This window comes from Pseudoalteromonas sp. NZS11_1, from assembly GCF_015864275.1.
GTDB classification, from domain to species: domain Bacteria; phylum Pseudomonadota; class Gammaproteobacteria; order Enterobacterales; family Alteromonadaceae; genus Pseudoalteromonas; species Pseudoalteromonas arctica.
The window spans coordinates 29,342-46,641 of record NZ_JADYXK010000002.1; the positions used below are offsets into that span (position 1 = coordinate 29,342).

General features: G+C 39.2%; 18 protein-coding genes. 6 read left to right on the forward strand and 12 right to left on the reverse strand.

Going from position 1 to position 17,300, the window contains the following annotated elements; translation table 11 throughout:
- Positions 1-387: 387 nt before the first annotated feature.
- From I6F44_RS02780 to I6F44_RS02810, 7 genes are all read right to left on the reverse strand, one after another.
- Positions 388-1,221, reverse strand: coding sequence for a sulfurtransferase (locus I6F44_RS02780; protein ID WP_197173261.1), 834 nt, complete (start codon positions 1,219-1,221; stop codon positions 388-390).
- Positions 1,221-2,315, reverse strand: a complete 1,095-nt coding sequence (locus tag I6F44_RS02785) for a capsular polysaccharide export protein, LipB/KpsS family (protein ID WP_231612782.1) — start codon at positions 2,313-2,315, stop codon at positions 1,221-1,223. Before I6F44_RS02785 ends, I6F44_RS02780 begins: the two co-directional genes overlap by 1 nt.
- Positions 2,316-2,492: 177 nt before the next feature.
- Positions 2,493-2,912 (reverse strand): group I truncated hemoglobin, encoded by a 420-nt coding sequence (locus I6F44_RS02790; protein ID WP_007581961.1) that lies wholly within the window; start codon positions 2,910-2,912, stop codon positions 2,493-2,495.
- Positions 2,912-3,745 (reverse strand): DUF3034 family protein, encoded by an 834-nt coding sequence (locus tag I6F44_RS02795; protein WP_197173263.1) that lies wholly within the window; start codon positions 3,743-3,745, stop codon positions 2,912-2,914. The genes I6F44_RS02790 and I6F44_RS02795 overlap by 1 nt, the downstream gene beginning before the upstream one ends.
- Positions 3,732-6,047, reverse strand: coding sequence for a bifunctional diguanylate cyclase/phosphodiesterase (locus I6F44_RS02800; RefSeq protein ID WP_121954788.1), 2,316 nt, complete (start codon positions 6,045-6,047; stop codon positions 3,732-3,734). The genes I6F44_RS02795 and I6F44_RS02800 overlap by 14 nt, the downstream gene beginning before the upstream one ends.
- Positions 6,040-6,702, reverse strand: coding sequence for a methylamine utilization protein (locus I6F44_RS02805; protein ID WP_197173264.1), 663 nt, complete (start codon positions 6,700-6,702; stop codon positions 6,040-6,042). Before I6F44_RS02805 ends, I6F44_RS02800 begins: the two co-directional genes overlap by 8 nt.
- A 122-nt stretch (positions 6,703-6,824) precedes the next feature.
- Positions 6,825-7,928, reverse strand: coding sequence for a phosphoribosylaminoimidazolesuccinocarboxamide synthase (locus tag I6F44_RS02810; protein ID WP_197173265.1), 1,104 nt, complete (start codon positions 7,926-7,928; stop codon positions 6,825-6,827).
- 178 nt (positions 7,929-8,106) lie between these two features.
- Here I6F44_RS02810 and I6F44_RS02815 point away from each other — a divergent pair, with 178 nt between their 5' ends.
- From I6F44_RS02815 to I6F44_RS02830, 4 genes are read left to right on the forward strand one after another with little or no spacing between them, the layout of a single operon-like run.
- The gene (locus I6F44_RS02815; RefSeq protein ID WP_197173266.1) at positions 8,107-9,177 is read left to right on the forward strand and encodes a CDP-glycerol glycerophosphotransferase family protein; all 1,071 of its coding nucleotides are present in this window, start codon (positions 8,107-8,109) and stop codon (positions 9,175-9,177) included.
- Positions 9,178-9,184: 7 nt separating this feature from the next.
- Entirely contained in the window at positions 9,185-9,883 is a 699-nt protein-coding gene (locus I6F44_RS02820; RefSeq protein ID WP_024590649.1) for an ABC transporter ATP-binding protein, read from the forward strand.
- The gene (locus I6F44_RS02825) at positions 9,880-11,139 is read left to right on the forward strand and encodes an ABC transporter permease (RefSeq protein ID WP_197173267.1); all 1,260 of its coding nucleotides are present in this window, start codon (positions 9,880-9,882) and stop codon (positions 11,137-11,139) included. Before I6F44_RS02820 ends, I6F44_RS02825 begins: the two co-directional genes overlap by 4 nt.
- A 14-nt stretch (positions 11,140-11,153) precedes the next feature.
- The gene (locus tag I6F44_RS02830) at positions 11,154-11,654 is read left to right on the forward strand and encodes a DUF3299 domain-containing protein (protein ID WP_007581943.1); all 501 of its coding nucleotides are present in this window, start codon (positions 11,154-11,156) and stop codon (positions 11,652-11,654) included.
- A gap of 343 nt (positions 11,655-11,997) precedes the next feature.
- On the opposite strand, the gene mutM is transcribed toward I6F44_RS02830, so the two are convergent.
- Entirely contained in the window at positions 11,998-12,807 is an 810-nt protein-coding gene (gene mutM / locus I6F44_RS02835) for a bifunctional DNA-formamidopyrimidine glycosylase/DNA-(apurinic or apyrimidinic site) lyase (protein WP_007581941.1), read from the reverse strand.
- Positions 12,807-13,322, reverse strand: a complete 516-nt coding sequence (locus I6F44_RS02840; RefSeq protein ID WP_197173268.1) for a hypothetical protein — start codon at positions 13,320-13,322, stop codon at positions 12,807-12,809. The genes mutM and I6F44_RS02840 overlap by 1 nt, the downstream gene beginning before the upstream one ends.
- 118 nt (positions 13,323-13,440) lie before the next feature.
- Here I6F44_RS02840 and I6F44_RS02845 point away from each other — a divergent pair, with 118 nt between their 5' ends.
- On the forward strand, positions 13,441-14,367 hold the full coding sequence (locus I6F44_RS02845; protein WP_197173269.1) for a manganese-dependent inorganic pyrophosphatase: 927 nt from the start codon (positions 13,441-13,443) through the stop codon (positions 14,365-14,367).
- Positions 14,368-14,502: 135 nt separating this feature from the next.
- Here the strand turns inward: I6F44_RS02845 and rpmG are convergent, their stop codons facing one another.
- The 3 genes from rpmG to radC all read right to left on the reverse strand — a co-directional run bounded on the left by rpmG (position 14,503) and on the right by radC (position 15,855).
- Positions 14,503-14,658 carry a 50S ribosomal protein L33 gene (rpmG, locus tag I6F44_RS02850; RefSeq protein ID WP_004335545.1) on the reverse strand — a complete coding sequence of 52 codons (156 nt, stop codon included), beginning with the start codon at positions 14,656-14,658 and terminating at the stop codon, positions 14,503-14,505.
- Positions 14,659-14,669: 11 nt separating this feature from the next.
- Positions 14,670-14,906 carry a 50S ribosomal protein L28 gene (rpmB, locus tag I6F44_RS02855; protein WP_004335549.1) on the reverse strand — a complete coding sequence of 79 codons (237 nt, stop codon included), beginning with the start codon at positions 14,904-14,906 and terminating at the stop codon, positions 14,670-14,672.
- 274 nt (positions 14,907-15,180) lie between these two features.
- Positions 15,181-15,855 carry a RadC family protein gene (gene radC / locus I6F44_RS02860; RefSeq protein WP_007581936.1) on the reverse strand — a complete coding sequence of 225 codons (675 nt, stop codon included), beginning with the start codon at positions 15,853-15,855 and terminating at the stop codon, positions 15,181-15,183.
- A gap of 144 nt (positions 15,856-15,999) precedes the next feature.
- Here radC and coaBC point away from each other — a divergent pair, with 144 nt between their 5' ends.
- Entirely contained in the window at positions 16,000-17,193 is a 1,194-nt protein-coding gene (gene coaBC, locus I6F44_RS02865; RefSeq protein ID WP_165735476.1) for a bifunctional phosphopantothenoylcysteine decarboxylase/phosphopantothenate--cysteine ligase CoaBC, read from the forward strand.
- Positions 17,194-17,300 lie beyond the last annotated feature (107 nt).

The window sequence follows — 17,300 nt, forward strand, 5'->3', positions numbered from 1 at the left end:
ACATTGGTTTTTACCTTCTCATTTTCTTCTCTTTCACTTCTCCTTGTGAATAATATTTTTAAGTACTGTTATTCACAAAGAGGTTTAGAGGCACTGCGCTTTTAGAGTAAGCGATTGTATAAAAATAGTATTCAAATACGAGTAAGCACTGGTTTTTATCTTCTCATTTTCATCTCTTTCACTTCTCCTTGTGAGTAATATTTTAAATGCTGTTATTCACAAAGAGGTTTAGAGGCGCTGCGTTTTTAGAGTAAGCATTAGTTTTACCTCCTCATTTTCTTCTCTTTCACTTCTCCTTGTGAGTAATATTTTTAAATACTGTTATTCACAAAGAGGTTTAGAGACGCTGCGCTTTTAACGTGAGCAAGCTTTACATATCCAACACGTCTACTTTTCTCCCGTGGCGATGGGCAATGAATCACTTGCGCCCCACTCACTCCACGAACCATCATAAACGCTTAAATTACTGTAACCACACTCGTTAGCAAATAACGCTAAAACACAGGCTGTAATACCTGAGCCACAGCTAAATTGTAGCTGCTGCGCATCATCAACCACGTCATTAAATATCGCTTTAATTTCAGTAAGTGGTTTTGCTTCACCTTTATTGAGTAAATTCATAAAAGGTAACGAGCGACTATTTGGGATATGCCCGCTACGCATACCTTTTCGGGGTTCACTTTCTTCGCCTGTAAAACGCTTATAAGCACGTGCATCTAGCAACACAATGTTAGGCTCATCGATTGCGTCAACCACTTGTTGGCTATTAATAAAATACGCAGAGTTATAGTTTGCCGTAAAATCACCTTTACCTGACGCTTTGCTATAACCTTGTTGTGTGGCGTAATCGCTCTCTAACCACTTTTTAAGGCCACCACTGAGTACTTTAACATTGTGATGCCCCATAGCTTTAAACATCCACCACGCTCTTGCTGCGCTAAATAAACCGCCATCTTCGTATACAACTATAAACGAGTCGTTATTTACACCTGCATTTTGCATCATGTGGGTAAACTGCTGCTCGCTGCATACCATACTTGGTAAGGGATTTGATCTATCGGCCAATTCGTTTTTTATGTCAAAACGTTTAGCGTTAGGCAGCATTGCTTGCGGCGAATAAGTACCCAAAACACCTGGGCGCAGCATACCTGCATCAAATATCACTAATGCAGGATTATTAAGTTGCTCGTGTAATTGCTGACAGCTAATTAGGTTTTTCACTACGATTCCTTATCACCATGATACTTAGCAAACTCGTCATTACCCGTAAAACGCGCTTCAATCGCTTTAATGTGTTTATCTTCAGTGTGTTTCCAAACGCCAGGAATACAATATACATGTTCAATAAAGCTAAAAAACTTATCCTTTAATAATGTATTTGGTTGCCAGCCCTGCACTACTTCGTTCATATTCTCTGCTAGCTGCTCTGCAGTGCTTGCATGCTTTACCAAACCCTCAATGTTGTAACAGGCTTGTCCAAGAGTTAAAACTCGTTTATTGAGCAGCAATGCTTCTAAGCCGACCGTTGAATTAATCGTTAATACGGCTTCAGCGCACTTAATCAAATCACTTGTTTGATTTCCATTAGCAAAAATTGCAATCGGATCTTTTTCATAAAGATGAGCGTAATGTTTATGCCACGACGGATGCTCTTTAAAAACCACTTTTAAACTTGGATCGTTTAAGCTTTTGACCGCTTTAATCACCTCGTCGTAAAACATGTCCATAGAGTTTATCCACGGAGAAAATCTAGCTAATTGAGTATCGTGAGGTACTTGAAAAGGCGCAAATATATAGCGTTCTGGCACATCGGCGCATTCAAATTCACAGCGCTTTTTATGATCAGCTCTTGGAATTAAATCCGGCGCACAAAAGTTTAGCTTATTTTGTGGGTCAAAATTTAGGTAAAAAGAAGGGTCACGGCTTAACGACGCATTATAGTTAATACCATTAGGGTCTAAACTGCTTGTACCGGGTAGTAAACCATTTTCATAATAAAACTGCTTAACACCTAATGCTTTTGCAGCCATAGCAACGGTCGTATTTGGAAGTTTATTGCCGTTCCAAATAACAATGCAGTCAGGATTAGTCTCGGTTAATAAGGCTAAATACTTAGCGTATCGTAATCGTTCAAATAAAACTAACCCAGCACTGTAAACAGCAGTAATAATAGGACTATTCCAGATAGCATTACGTGCTCTTTTGCGTTTTAGCTGAGAGTTAACTACATCAGTAAAATTAACTTGAAACGCATCTTTTAAATACTTAACAGCAGAAAGCTTAGGGGCTCCCATGATATGTAATTGGCAATCCATCGACAATTTTTTGATTATTTTTCTATAGTATTTTGCGTGTACATTTTTGCGAGAGATAAATAGGTAAGCCATACAAGCTATATTTGCCAATTATTGTTTTTATGAAATAATTCTAAGTGGACAATGACATCAAAGCAAGGTTCCCTTTACTTAATAATTACTTTAAAGCCTTTATGGCTACATTTTTATAATTTCACCACGAAGTGGTGCCATTCTAGAGAGAATATCGTTTTGCAAACTATGGCTAATGTTCTGCTCATTCATTGCATTTATAAGTAAATCAACCACATGATTAAAGTCTTTCTCTGTAATATGCATACCTGTATGGATTGCTACCATAGAGTCGCCATCGTATGTACATGGGCCTTCTACTAACATACACATATGAGTAATAAACCCTTGGCGAAAGTACGCTATATTGCTGTGTTCAAAGTAATGAATTATCTGCTCGTCATTACCTATTTGATAGATAAAGCTATCAACAATTCTGCCTATCCCCGCTTTACCATCGAGCTTTTGATAAAGCGATAATTGTGTTGAGCTAGCACAACTACAAAGCAATCCTACGCATACTATAAAAATACCAACGCTTTTCATTACCAATACCCTGTTACCGATAAATACCAACCTGTTTGATCGTCAGCCCCTGCAATGCTTCCTAAATCAAGGTAAGCCGCTGTCACACTTACGTGCTTATTAGGCATCCATGCTACAAATAAGTCTTTCCAATCTTGTTCGCCTAAGTTTAAGTTATTTGATTTTTGACGATACTCAACACCTACGGCTACTTCACGACTAAAAAATATAGCTGTGCTGCCTTCAAATAGCACTTTACCACTACCATTTTCTCCACCGTAGCCAAGCAAACCAAGTTGATTAGCTTCGCTGTATCGTGTGGTTACGTTCCAAAACCAGTTATAACCAGCAATAGCCCCCAAATGTAACTTACTAGCAGCGAGGTAGTAGTCAGTGCCGCTGGTATCTCCTGCGCCTACAAGTGTTGCAATACTGCCATCATCCAGTGATTTATGCTGAATACCTAAGCTAAGCTGTGGCCAATCACTGTAAACAATATCGCCATATAAACGTATTTTAGCACCTGTAATTGATTGCTCTATTTCAGCATCAAGTGCTGGTACATCAAAGCGCTGTTGGGCATAACTGAGCTCAACGCGATTAAATAAATTAAGTTGTGCACCACATACGTCAAGTGTGTAGTCGGTTACATCTGCGCGGCTACAAAAGCCATTTACCGAAAATTCATCATCACTTGCGTACCCAGCAAGTTGTGCCCACGGTACAATACCGCCGCCGCCACTGCCTTCAATTTGAGAAACTCCCGGCGTAGCTAGCAGTTTTCCATTGCTTGCAATGCTCGGTACACTAATTATTAAAAACAAACTTGCTAATAAGTATTTAATTTTTTTCATAGTATTCCTCCAGCCATTCTTCTAATAGTTCTGCTTTTAAAGGCCTACTTAAGTAATAGCCTTGTGCATGGTCACACTGCATACCTCTAAGTAAATTTAATGAGCCAAGTGTTTCAACCCCCTCAGCTACAACCGAGAAACCTAGCTGATGCCCCAACGTAATTGATGATTGCACTATAAATTGATCTTTTTGCGATTCATCAAGTTTTAGGATAAAGCACTTATCTAGCTTAAGCTCATCAATCGGTAACATTTTTAATCGACCAAGTGATGTTTGCCCTACACCATAATCATCTAATGATATTTTAACGCCAATTGCCTTTAGGTTTTCGAGCGCTTTAATACCTTTTTCTTCGTTTTCGATCATATCGCGCTCAGTAAGCTCAATAGTAATCAGCTTAGGATCTACTTTGTACTTTTTAAGCGTACGAACTAATGCAGCATGAAAGCCCGGAAATGCTATATCTTGCGCAGATACATTTATTGCAGCCTGTAAGTTTATATTTTTAGACTGCCAATCCGCTACTTGTGCTACAACCGTATTAACAACCCACCCTGTAAGCTCAACAATAAGGCCCGACTGCTCAGCTAAGTCAATAAACAGTTCAGGATTAACCCAACTACCATCTTTTCGCTGCCAGCGAATAAGCGACTCAACTTTATCTATTTTTTGCGTTTTCATGTGTAATTTTGGCTGATAGGTCATAAATAGCTGACCATCATCATCACTAATTGCCTGCTTTAATTCATCAAGCATTATTAAGCGCTCTAAGTGCGCCTCGTCTTCACCATTTTGATAATAATGTATGCTCTCTTGTGTGTTTGCAGCACTTTCAACAGCAATTAGCACGCGGCGCATTAAGTCATCACTTGCAATTCCTTGCGTAGGATACTGCACAATGCCCGCACTAAAGCGTAAGTTAATTTTTAGTTTTTGAATGGTGTAGCACGCTTGTAATTGTGCCATTAAGCCAACAATACCGCTTTTGTGTTCGCGCGCTGCCGCAGTCGGAAACACAGTTAAAAACTCATCCCCGCCAATACGAGCATGAAAGCCCCCTAACTCATCCGAAAACTCACTTATTCTGCAAGCAACCGCCTTTAGGCAGTCATCACCAATGCGCGGACCGAGCTTATCGTTTATATGGCGAAGACCCTTTATGTCTATTGCAACGAGCGTGTACTCGGCTGATGAATCTAACTCATCATCAAGCACCTCAAGCATGGCTGAGCGGTTATAAAAGCCTGTTAAGGAGTCGTGTCTGGCTTGAAAGCTAATTTGTTGCTCGCGCTGATTAATATCATTACCCATGCTATCAAACGCTGCGACTAGCGTGTCTATTTCGGTACTTTGCCTTCGCCCTTTAAATTCAAAAGCATAATTACCTTGTGCAAATTGCCTTGCTATTACAGCTAGTTGAGTAAGTGGCGTAGTTAAATTATTTGCAAATATGCTGCTCGTAATAACACCTACAAACATAGTTAAAATAGCTAAAATAATAAGTGTAAAAAGAAGTTTTTCGAAGTCACTATAACTTTGTGTTAAATCGGCGCTCAGTAAAATAATTATAGGATGGGTCAACAACGACGGTAAATCTATATCTCGGTTACGATACACCAAATACTCACCAAAAAAACGCGAAGTGGTTACGGTACTAAAATAGCTAACAGGTTCAAATTGCTCAGGGCGATTAGCTAATGAACTAATAACAATATCGTCAGCGCTACCTATAAAGCTCACATCCATGCCTGTTAAGCTTTTTAGTTCATGGGCTACATTGTCATCAATTTTAAAGCCCACCAAACTATAGGCCACTGTACGTGGCGCTCTTACGGGTAATAAAATAATTTGGTAAAGCTCGTTATTAAGCACCACAAAACTAGACTCTTCTGGCGCACTTAAAAGCTCTTCCATTAACGGCTTTAAGTTATGTGCAAAAGCGTCTTCGTCAGTATTGGCGGAAATAAGCCTACCCGATAAATCAAGTAGCAGCATTAATTCGGCATCAATACGCTGACTATGATTAAACAACACACTGCTTATTGTCCCGGCATCTCGCGTTGCTACAGCTTGCTTAAAACCAAAGTCGGAGGTGAGTACTTTCGCAGCAGTTAGTAGTAGGCTTTCTTTTGATTTTAAATATTGCTTATAAACATTTTGCGCTACGGTAATGTCTTGATTTACTTTTTCTTCTTGAAACTTACTCGTAGACCACCAAAAACTAAACAAGCTGACCATAGTGGTTAATAACACTAAGCCAACACATAAAATGGTTATGCGATTTCGTAAACTATTAGTCATTACCAGCCTTAAACTTACTACCAAAGGTATTTCTAGGTGCTGGGGTCGATGTGTTTACTGTTATCTGTAACTGTTTTTGAGAATTAATTGTTATCATTTTTTTATTCTCCAATGGCGCTGTTTGTAAAGGGTGCCACACACTCACTTGTGCAGGCAGTATATTAATAGGCAAGCTTACATAGCCTTTTTTATCTGTTTTATATACGGATTCACTACTCGCTACATAGATATAGCCAACCATAGAGTCATGAATATTACACCCTAAAACAACAACCCCCTGTTGCTCAAACGTAATGGGCTCTTTTGGTTGCCCTGAATATAATCTTAGTTGAAAAGGCTTAGCTTGTGAAAAAGAATAAACATGATGGCGAATATTATCGCTGTTAGGAAAGTTAACTTTTTGACCCTGTTGTACAACTAATAATTCGGGTAAAAACTGCTTATGGACTTGATCCATTATAGCAATGGGCAAATTTGATGGTGAGGCTTGTTTGTCAGCAATATTAAGCTCAACCACTGCACCTGATAACTTTTGGCCGTGTTGATCTTCTATTACTAATTCAATATTCGCACTTAAAGCAAACTGACTAAAAAACAAACCTATAGCTAAAAAGTAATGACTTTTAGCAAACTTTTGAAATGCCCGTTCAAACATAACAACACCTAAATATTAATGTTAGGTTAAGTTAATTAGAGACGAGCACTAATTGCAAGAATTATAGCCCAGTAACTAAAAATAAAGACTTAGTTACTGGCTTTGTTAGCACTTAAGTGCTGCTATTTAACGATTAATCCGTAATCGTTATCTAAAATAGTAATTACTTCTTGGCGAGGATTCTCTGGGATCACAATATCTTTACCTACAATTTTGCTCGCTATGCCAACATAGGTATTTGACACTTCAAGCATTACTGATTCTGGTAAAATATAATCTTTTGCTAATTGCTCACGCTCACTCATGCGATCTTTATTTAATAATACGTCGCTCTCTGGCACATTATTAATAAGTAATTGGCGAAAACCTTCTTTAGAATTTTCAACAATTTTACCATTTTTGTATGCTGCTTCATCCCAAATACGTGACGAATCAGGCGTGCCTACTTCATCAATATATATAAGCTGTTGCGCGCCATTTAAATCCTCTACATAACCAAACTCAAATTTTGTATCTACAAAAATTTGGTTAAGCTTCGCTAGCTCATCACTAATTAATTTAAAACCTTCAACTAACAGTTTTTCGTATTTGGTTACGTCATCTGCCGATTTAAAGTTAAATACATCTAAGTTATTAGTAATGTTAGCGCGAGTAATATTTACATCATCAACTGGCGGAATATCAGCAACGCCTTCAATAATACCTTTTGTTGATGGCGTAATTAAAACGTTATCAAGCTTTTGGTTCGCTTTTAAATCCTCTGGCAAGTCAATACCACAAAAGTTACGTATGCCTTTGGCGTAATCGCGCCACATGCTACCCGTAATATATTGGCGAGCAATTGCCTCTACTTTTACGGTACTGGCTTTGCGTACAATCCACACATACGGATGCGGAATATCAACAATATGATTACCCGCAAGGCCTGCTTTATCAAATAACTTAAACCAATGGGCTGCCACTGAGTTTAACGCTATACCTTTACCTGGTACGCCATTTAAACCATTTTCGCCTTGCCAAATGCAATCAAATGCAGAAATTCGGTCTGAAATAACCATAATCGCAAGCTTAGTACCTGTCGGTACTTGGTAGCCTTTGTCTTTAATTAATCGTGCGCTGTCTTCATCAGTTAACCAATAAACTGAACGAACTTTACCGCTGTGTACTTCACCTTTGGTACGAATGGGTAAATCATCGTTTACGTCTAAAACTTTATAGCTAGTCATGCTATCTCCGGGGTTAGGGATGCTCTTTGAGCAAAGTATGGTATGGGGTTATATGGATTGTATAATAATCTAGCCAACCTCAAAGCTCAATCGGATGCTTAAAACAAATAAAGGCATATATTTATAAGCGAGTCGCAATGGGGTAAACTTAATGTGCCAACCAGCCTGAGGAGATAGCTTGAACTACTTAACTGCCACTAAAAATAAAAAATACTTGATGTATATCTCTCAAAATTATTCGTACGCTATCTTGAGGCCTATTCAGGCTGCAGTACTAGCTAATGGTGGCGAAGTGCGCTGGTTTTTAGCGGGTAACGAAGTAAACCCCGACTTTTTAACCACAAACGAGCAGCGTTTACATACCATAAAAGATGTTAAAAGCTGGGCTCCAAACATTACATTTATACCGGGCAATATAATTCCTAATTTTATTCCTGGTAAAAAAGTGGCTGTATTCCACGGGTTCAATTCAGGAAAATTAAATCGGAAAGGGCAAGAGGATCACTTTAACATTCGTGGTTGTTACGATTTATATTGTACGCAAGGTCCAAATACAACAACCCGATTTAAAGAGCTAGCTAAGCAGCATGGTTTCTTTAAAGTAACTGAAACTGGCTGGCCAACGCTCGATCCACTTTTTAGTAATACTTCAAATAATCCTTATGTAAGTGACGACTCTCGCCCTACTTTACTTGTATGCTCTACTTTCTCACGAAAGCTGTCACTTGCTCCTAAATTATATGAGCAAATAAAACATTTTAGTGAACAAGGTAAGTGGCGTATTTTGATGCAATTTCATCCTAAAATGCCTGCTGAATGGGTTAATAAATACAAAGCGCTGAGTAACGAAAGTCTAACATTTATTGAAACCGATAACGTCTTGCCGTTACTGCAAGCTGCCGATGTTATGCTGTGCGATACATCGTCAGTTCTTTTAATGTTTTTACTACTGCGTAAACCGGTAGTCACATTTTGTAATCAAAAACCACTTCCTCATTTACTTGATATTACCGACGCTGATGAATTAGAAGCCGCTATTGAACATGCGCTTACTAAACCTAGTGATTTAATGCAAAATATTGAAAGCTATTGCCAGGGACTTCATCCATATACCGATGGTCAATCTAGCCAGCGCGTATTGAATGCAGCTAATGAATTTTTACAAAGTAACGATAAACTAAAACCCAAGCCACTAAATATAATAAGACAGCTAAAAATGCGCAAAGATCTAAACTACTGGGGTTGGTAACAAGATAATGATCAACCTAAAAAACGTAACTTTTAAGTGGCATAAAAGCGATAGCTCACCCACGCTCAACATAAAAGAGTTAGTTATAGAAAAAGGTGAGCATATTTTTTTACACGGTCCTAGTGGCTCAGGTAAATCGACATTGTTAGCGATTCTTGCTGGTATTAATACAGCCACCAGCGGTGAGGTATCAATTTTAGACCAAAACCTAACTACATTAAGCAATACTACCCGTGATGTTTTTAGAGCGGATCACATTGGCTACATTTTTCAAAACTTTAACCTGCTTCCTTATTTAACTCCTATTGAAAATATAACGCTTGGGTGTGAGTTTTCAAAAAGTCGAAAACAAAAAATATTAAAGCAATCATCAAATAAAAACTCTGCCTTACAAAAAGAAGCGATGCGGTTATTAAATGCTTTAGGCCTTACTGCGCAGTATCACCATAAAGATGTAGCGACATTGAGTATTGGACAGCAACAGCGCGTTGCTGCAGCTCGCGCATTTATAGGCAGCCCTGAATTAATAATTGCTGATGAGCCCACCTCTGCACTCGATACAAATAACCGTGAGAGCTTTATAAAGCTACTGTTTGAACAAGCAAAGTTATCTAATAGTACGCTGGTATTTGTGAGCCACGATGAAACACTAAAGCCATTATTTGACCGCTCCATTGACCTTATAAGCTTGCAGGAACAAGTATGATTCTCGCTAAACTTGCTTACAAAAGCTTATTAAACCGCCGCGCAAGTGTACTGCTTACATTATTTACTATCGCAATTAGTGTAATGCTACTTTTAAGTATTGAGCGTGTACGAATTGATGCTAAAAGTAGTTTTAGTAATACCATTTCGGGCACTGATTTAATTGTTGGTGCACGTACCGGCGACATACAGTTGCTGCTTTCGTCAGTATTTAGAATTGGCCATACTAATAACGGCGTAAGCTGGAAAAGTTATGAATACATAACAAGTCAGCGAGGCGTAAAATGGAGCATACCTATAAGCCTAGGCGACAGCCATAAAGGCCAAGCGGTACTAGGCACAACACTTGATTACTTTAGCCATTATCGCTTTGCAAAAAAACAAAATTTAACCTTTAACAAAGGCCACCCTTTTGCTGCAATTAACGAAGTGGTGCTAGGTAGTGAAGTTGCAAATAAATTAGGTTATAAACTTAACGACTCTATTGTTATATCGCACGGTATGGGTAATACCAGCTTTCATCATCATGACGATAACCCATTTAAAGTCGTTGGTATTTTAAACCCTACTGGCACGCCTGTTGATAAAACGCTGCATATTCCTTTGGCTGCAATCGATTTAATTCACGGCGGTAAAGCGAGCCTTAAGCATGAGCATGAGCATGAGCATGAGCATGACGAACATAACGACCTAGTTGGGCATCCAAAACAAATTACAGCATTTTTAATGGGATTTAATTCGCCTTTGTACACACTACAAATTAGGCGCAATATAAATCAATATAAGCCAGAAGCCCTGCTTGGGATTATGCCAACCGTAACACTTAAAGAGTTATGGGAAATGCTCGCCATAGTAGAAAAAATACTTTTGCTATTCTCAGCTGTTGTCGTGTTAGTAAGCCTACTTGGCATGCTAACGACATTGCTTGCAAATTTAAGTCAGCGTCGTCGCGAACTTGCTATATTACGTTCGGTAGGCGCTCGGCCTTGGCATTTATTTACACTTATAAGTATTGAGTCACTACTAACCACTTTACTTGGTTGCCTAGCAGGTAGTGTGCTTTACTATTTAGCTATTTTTTCAGCCGGCGGTTACTTACAAAGCCATGCCGGTATAAGCGTAAATATCACAATACTCTCTTACTATGAACTGGGCTTAATCGGCGTTATTATGGCAGCCGGTTTTATTATTGGCTTAATACCCGCTACTCGCGCTTATTTTTATTCACTCAGCGATGGTATGAGTATAAAAGCATAATTTTTAGGGATTTTATGACATTTTTTAAAACAGCTTTTCAGTACATTGCTGCTATTGGCTTATTATTTATAAGCGTAGCGAGTTATGCTAATCCACCAAAAGAAATTTTTTGGGAAGACTTAATCCCTAAAAACCACGTGCAAATAGACACTCAAGCACAAGCTAATCACGAAGGTAGTGATCAAAACTGGGTGCAACCCGATTTAGATGCTCCAGTGGTAAAGGCACTTGATGGCCAATCGGTGAGTTTGCCTGGTTTTGTTGTGCCACTTGAGGGCGATAGCGAAGTAATTACCGAGTTTTTACTCGTTCCTTATTTTGGCGCCTGTATACACGTACCACCGCCACCGCCAAATCAAATAGTCCATGTAACAATTAAAGGTGGAGTACCAATAGATAGCCTATACGACGCAATTGTTGTAACTGGAATAATAAGTACTGAAACATGGTCGGGCGAAATAGCGCAGGTAGGATATAAAATGAAAGCGGTCGGTGTAGCACCGTTCGAGCTTTAAAATAAAGGGCCAGCTTTTAAAGCTGGCCCTTAAATATCATTAAATTTAGAATCGATAAAATTCAAATAACTAGGGCGTGTTGATCTTTGTGGATTGAAATTTGTTCAATCTAGGGGCGATTTAATCGCGGCGCGAGGCTTGTAACCTAGCGGGCTAAGTAAAAATCGAGCAACAAAGAGTTAATCGCCCCTAGAAAGAACCCAAAGGGCAGCGCATGTTTGGCATTTATGCTGCGTTATCGCCAATTTATGGGGAATAACCACACTACATAGGCTCTGCCTTGCCTAAATACCAAACAGTCTGCTGCAAAATCAATCACGAAAGGTCAACACGCCCTAGATAACTACTTTTGGCAATTTGAGCAAAAAATAGTACTGCGCTGCCCCAATCTAATTTCTTCCAATTCGTTTTCACACGTCATACATGGCTTGCCTTTGCGCCCATATACTAATAACTCTTGAGCAAAATACCCGGGCTTACCATCACTTTGTGCAAAGTCTTTAAGCGTTGTACCACCTTGCATAATGGCCGCAGCAAGCGTGTCTTTTATAATAGGGATAAGTGCTTGATAACGTTTGAGCGATACTTTTCCCGCTTCTCGCTTTGGATGTATACCCGCTTTAAATAACGATTCATTCGCGTAAATATTACCAACACCAACCACCACTGCGTTATCCATAATAAATTGCTTTACGGGTACTTTTTTATTGCGCGACTGTTCGTACACGCGTTTAGCAAAAAAGTCATCGGTAAGCGGCTCAGGACCAAGCTTAGAGAGTAGCTTATGCACTTCACCTGGCTCTTGCCATAAGCAGCAACCAAAGCGACGAGGATCGTTTAAGCGCAGTGCTTTACCGTTACCAAAAATAAACTCTACGTGGTCATGCTTTTTAAGCGGCTCACTTTTATCTACAACACGTAAATTACCTGACATACCCAAATGTAAAATAGTGCTCCCAAGTTCACAGTGTAAAAGTAAGTATTTAGCTCGTCGTTCAATACTAGTAACAATTAGTCCTTCAAGTTGATACACGTCATCTGGCACTGGCCAGCGCATACTGGCATTGTAAATATTTACCTTTGTAACAACTTGGTTTTGTACGTGGGGAGTGATGCCCATTCGGCTCACTTCTACCTCTGGTAATTCAGGCATTAATTAGACTCACTTTGTGAAAAATCAAAACTAGGAAACAACTGCTGTACAGTTTTTAAATCGAGTGCGAGTATTCGTTGGCTACTCTTTTCGAGTAAGTAATATTGCCCATCGCCTTTGTAGAGCAAATAAACCCAAGGTAAACTCTCGCCAGCCAGCTCAAATGTAGCAACATATAAAGGTGCATTAGGATTAAAAACAACAGATTCGTTAACACCCATTAATTGCGCGCTTTGCCATTGGTTAATTAAATCACTAAGCTGCTGCTCAGATGCTTGCCACACAAGTGGTATGTCTTTTTGTAGTGGGGTTGTACGCCAGCTTGTTCCTATTCGCTCAATTTTTTGATCAACAAATTGCAGTGTCAGTACAAAACTTTGCTGGGGGAGTACGGCTTGTAATGTTGGTTTATCCTCCCCTCCCAAAAGTTGCTTATGCCAGCCATTTAAGAAGAAGATCATAATCAACATCGAAAATATTATAACGTTGTTCCAACCTTTACGGCCCAGTCGCATATTAATACACCTAGTAAATTCAAGATTTTAAAGTGTAACTAAAACTTAATTGCGCTGTCTATATGTTAAAGGCCGCAGACTTTGTTAGAATATCGGCAAATTTAAAGGAGTTCCGTCAATGTCTATGTATGTAGTGGGCCATAAAATCCCAGATTCAGATTCTATTTGTGGTGCAATTGCACTGGCTTATTTAAAAAACCAAATCGATGAGCCTGCAATTCCAACTCGTCTTGGTGAAATTTCACCTGAAACTCAATTTATCCTTGATAAATTTGGCTTCGAAGCACCAGAGCTTAAATTAAGCTACGCGGGTGAAGATGTGTATATTGTAGATCACACAGAAAAAACACAAGCACCCGATGATATCGACCAAGCTCGCGTTGTTGGCGTGGTAGATCACCACAAATTAGGTGACTTAACATCATCTACCCCGCTTGAATGTTGGATTCGTCCTGTTGGTTGTTCAAACACCATTATTAAAATGATGTACGACTTCTACAGCGTAGAAATCCCTAAAGACATCGCGGGTATTATGATGTGTGCAATTTTAAGCGACACAGTCATATTTAAATCACCAACATGTACCACTGCCGATATTAAATGTGTTGAAGCGCTAGCTGAAATTGCAGGCGTAGAAGATTTTAAAGAACTGGGTATGGATATGTTCCGTGTTAAATCTGCGGTAGAAGACACACCAGCACGTGATTTAGTAATGCGTGACTTTAAAGATTTCAACATGAACGGTAACCTAGTAGGCATTGGCCAACTAGAAGTAATCGACCTTGCTGTTTTTGACGATATTAAAGCAGACCTTGCAGCCGATATTGCTAAGCTAAAAGTTGAGGGTAATCGCCACTCTGTATTTTTACTGCTTACCGATATAATGAAAGAAGGCTCAGAAATGCTAATTGTATCTGACGATGCAAACTTAGTTGAGCAGGCTTACGGTGTAAAACCAGAGGATGATAAAGTATGGTTAGATGGTGTACTGAGCCGTAAAAAGCAAGTAGTACCACCACTACAAGATGCATTCACAAAAATCTAATTGTGTTTTCATTTATTGATTTAAAAGCCTTGTTGGTTATGCCAACGAGGTTTTTTTATATCAATTCACTAATCATATTTTTAAAAACAAAAAACCCAGCCTAAGCTGGGTTTTTAAATTCTAAAAGAACTAAAATTACTTAATTTTAGCTTCTTTAAAAAGAACATGTTTACGAATCTTTGGATCAAACTTTTTGATTTCCATCTTCTCAGGCATGTTACGTTTGTTTTTGTCAGTAGTGTAGAAAAAACCAGTACCGGCAGTTGAAACTAAACGGATTTTATCGCGCATGATTCAGATCCTTAAACTTTAACGCCGCGAGCACGGATTTCTGTAAGAACCGTGTCGATGCCTTTTTTATCGATAATACGCATACCTTTAGTAGTAGTGCGTAATGTTACAAAACGTTTTTCACTTTCAACCCAAAAACGGTGTGTTTGTAGGTTAGGTAGGAAACGACGTCTAGTCGCGTTTCTCGCGTGTGAACGGTGATTACCAACCGCAGGACGCTTACCTGTAACTTGACATACTTTAGACATGTCTATATATCTCCAATAACTTCGCTCGAGCTTAATTTAATCTAAGGCCGTGTATTTCCGCCCTAGAGATAAATCGAAGGGCGCTCTTTATACAGCTTTTACAGGCAAAGATCAAACACTGATCTATCCAATCAGCTCATATATGTAAATTTGATAGCGGCTAATTATAAAGATCGAATGCCCTTAGGGAAAGTAAAAACTGCATTTAAATTAAACTAATTTGCCAAAACACGTTAAACAGCTCATTTTTAATACACTTCTGTATCTAACAAAGCTAAATCAGGCCTCGCTCGGCAAACGAAACACACGTTTCTCCACCAACAATGATGTGATCGAGCACACTTATGTCGACCAATTGCAGTGCTTGCTGCAATTTATTAGTAATAAGTTTGTCTGCTTGGCTCGGTTCTGCAATACCACTTGGATGATTATGCGCAAAAATAACAGCGGCTGCATTATTTTTAAGGGCAGCCTTTACCACTTCACGCGGATAAACGCTGGCAGAATTAATTGTGCCATAAAAAAGTATTTCATCTTTTACTAATCTATTTTGGCTATCTAGGTATAACACCATAAATACTTCTTGTTGCAAACCTCGCATTTGAATTGTTAGGTAATCGTAAACTGAGTTTGGCGAATTAAACACGGCGTCTCGTTGGCAACGCTCCTGCATATAACGTTGGCTTAGCTCTAACACAGCTTGTAGCTGAACATACTTAGCGGTCCCTAACCCCTTTTGAGAGCAAAACTCCTCAATGCTGGCATTAAACAAATTATGAAGTGTTTTATTCTCGTTTAATAAATGCTGAGCCAACTCAATTACATTCATTCCCGGTAACCCTGTTCGTAAAAATATGGCAAGAAGCTCTGCGTCAGTCAGCGCCTTAGCCCCCTTTGCTATGAGCTTTTCACGAGGTCGAAGTGAGTTTGGTAGTGACGTAAGTTGCATTATTCATCCTTGAGAGGCGAAAGTGTCTTATAAATGTAATGCAAATTTGAAATTTAGCCTGTTATTTCGAATTAAAAAACTTCGCTGTATGGGTAAAGATTTGTTATTTTAAGCCCAATATTTAATAAAAACTGATGAACATCCATGACTAACTTAACAAACAAAAAAATTGTACTAGGTATTACCGGCGGTATTGCAGCTTATAAATGTGCAGAACTCGTTAGGCGATTAAAAGACTCTGGTTGTGAAGTAAAAGTAGTTATGACTGAATCAGCTAAACACTTTATTACACCACTGACCATGCAAGCCGTTAGTGGAGAAACAGTCTCTGACTCATTACTAGACCCTTCTGCTGAAGCTTCAATGGGGCATATTGAATTTGCAAAATGGGCTGACTTAATTTTAGTTGCTCCTGCTACCTGTAATATTATTGCTAAAATGGCAGCCGGCATTGCTGACGACCTACTAACGACGTTACTGCTAGCAACGCCTGCAAAAGTCGCAGTTGCACCAGCCATGAACCAGCAAATGTATGCACACGCAGCAACACAAGCTAATTTAGCCACATTAAAGGCACGTAACGTACTTATTTGGGGCCCAGGTAAAGGTGAGCAAGCCTGCGGCGATATAGGCGCTGGACGCATGTTAGAGCCACATGAGCTAGTTGCGCTATGTATAGCAAAAGAGCAACCGCAATTACTTGCAGGAAAAACAATTACAATAACAGCAGGCCCAACGCGTGAGCCTCTCGACCCGGTACGTTTTATATCAAATCACAGCTCTGGAAAAATGGGTTATGCACTGGCAGAAGCCGCTTTGCAACTCGGTGCTAAGGTTAATTTAATTTCGGGTCCAGTCACTATAAAAGCCCCTACTGGCGTAAACCTTATCAATATAGAAAGCGCTGAGGAGCTATTAACTGAGTCACTTACCTATGCACCACAATCAGATGCTTTTATAGGTTGCGCTGCTGTTGCGGATTATCGAGCTGCAAACATTGCGACTCAAAAAATGAAAAAGCAAGGCGACGAACTCACCCTTACTTTAACTAAAAACCCTGACGTAATTGCAGCTATTGCCAACCTTACACAAAACCGCCCCTATACGGTTGGATTTGCCGCCGAAACTCAAAATGTAGAAAGCTATGCTAAAGGTAAACTACAAAATAAAAATCTAGATATGATTTGCGCTAATGACGTATCAAAAAGTGGCTTAGGGTTTAATTCCGATCATAATGCTTTAACACTGTACTGGCATAATGAACAACTAGAATTACCAACAACAAGTAAAATAGAAATAGCTCGCAAGGTGATCGAACAGCTGGCTAAACATCTATAAAAAGGCTGGAAACAAACTGAATAAAACATTAACATACGCCAATCATTTGAACAAAAAATGACTAGGGTTCTTAACTGCGCCACTAAGAATAACTAATAAAAAGGAAT

Coding starts and splice junctions, on each gene's coding strand:
- I6F44_RS02785 (WP_231612782.1), bottom strand. CDS start 2,315: ATGGATTGCCAATTACATATCATGGGAGCCCCTAAGCTTTCTGCTGTT.
- coaBC (WP_165735476.1), top strand. CDS start 16,000: ATGACTAACTTAACAAACAAAAAAATTGTACTAGGTATTACCGGCGGT.
- I6F44_RS02800 (WP_121954788.1), bottom strand. CDS start 6,047: ATGACTAATAGTTTACGAAATCGCATAACCATTTTATGTGTTGGCTTA.
- I6F44_RS02805 (WP_197173264.1), bottom strand. CDS start 6,702: ATGTTTGAACGGGCATTTCAAAAGTTTGCTAAAAGTCATTACTTTTTA.
- radC (WP_007581936.1), bottom strand. CDS start 15,855: ATGCAACTTACGTCACTACCAAACTCACTTCGACCTCGTGAAAAGCTC.
- I6F44_RS02825 (WP_197173267.1), top strand. CDS start 9,880: ATGATTCTCGCTAAACTTGCTTACAAAAGCTTATTAAACCGCCGCGCA.
- I6F44_RS02790 (WP_007581961.1), bottom strand. CDS start 2,912: ATGAAAAGCGTTGGTATTTTTATAGTATGCGTAGGATTGCTTTGTAGT.
- I6F44_RS02830 (WP_007581943.1), top strand. CDS start 11,154: ATGACATTTTTTAAAACAGCTTTTCAGTACATTGCTGCTATTGGCTTA.
- I6F44_RS02845 (WP_197173269.1), top strand. CDS start 13,441: ATGTCTATGTATGTAGTGGGCCATAAAATCCCAGATTCAGATTCTATT.
- I6F44_RS02820 (WP_024590649.1), top strand. CDS start 9,185: ATGATCAACCTAAAAAACGTAACTTTTAAGTGGCATAAAAGCGATAGC.
- I6F44_RS02840 (WP_197173268.1), bottom strand. CDS start 13,322: ATGCGACTGGGCCGTAAAGGTTGGAACAACGTTATAATATTTTCGATG.
- mutM (WP_007581941.1), bottom strand. CDS start 12,807: ATGCCTGAATTACCAGAGGTAGAAGTGAGCCGAATGGGCATCACTCCC.
- rpmB (WP_004335549.1), bottom strand. CDS start 14,906: ATGTCTAAAGTATGTCAAGTTACAGGTAAGCGTCCTGCGGTTGGTAAT.
- rpmG (WP_004335545.1), bottom strand. CDS start 14,658: ATGCGCGATAAAATCCGTTTAGTTTCAACTGCCGGTACTGGTTTTTTC.
- I6F44_RS02795 (WP_197173263.1), bottom strand. CDS start 3,745: ATGAAAAAAATTAAATACTTATTAGCAAGTTTGTTTTTAATAATTAGT.
- I6F44_RS02810 (WP_197173265.1), bottom strand. CDS start 7,928: ATGACTAGCTATAAAGTTTTAGACGTAAACGATGATTTACCCATTCGT.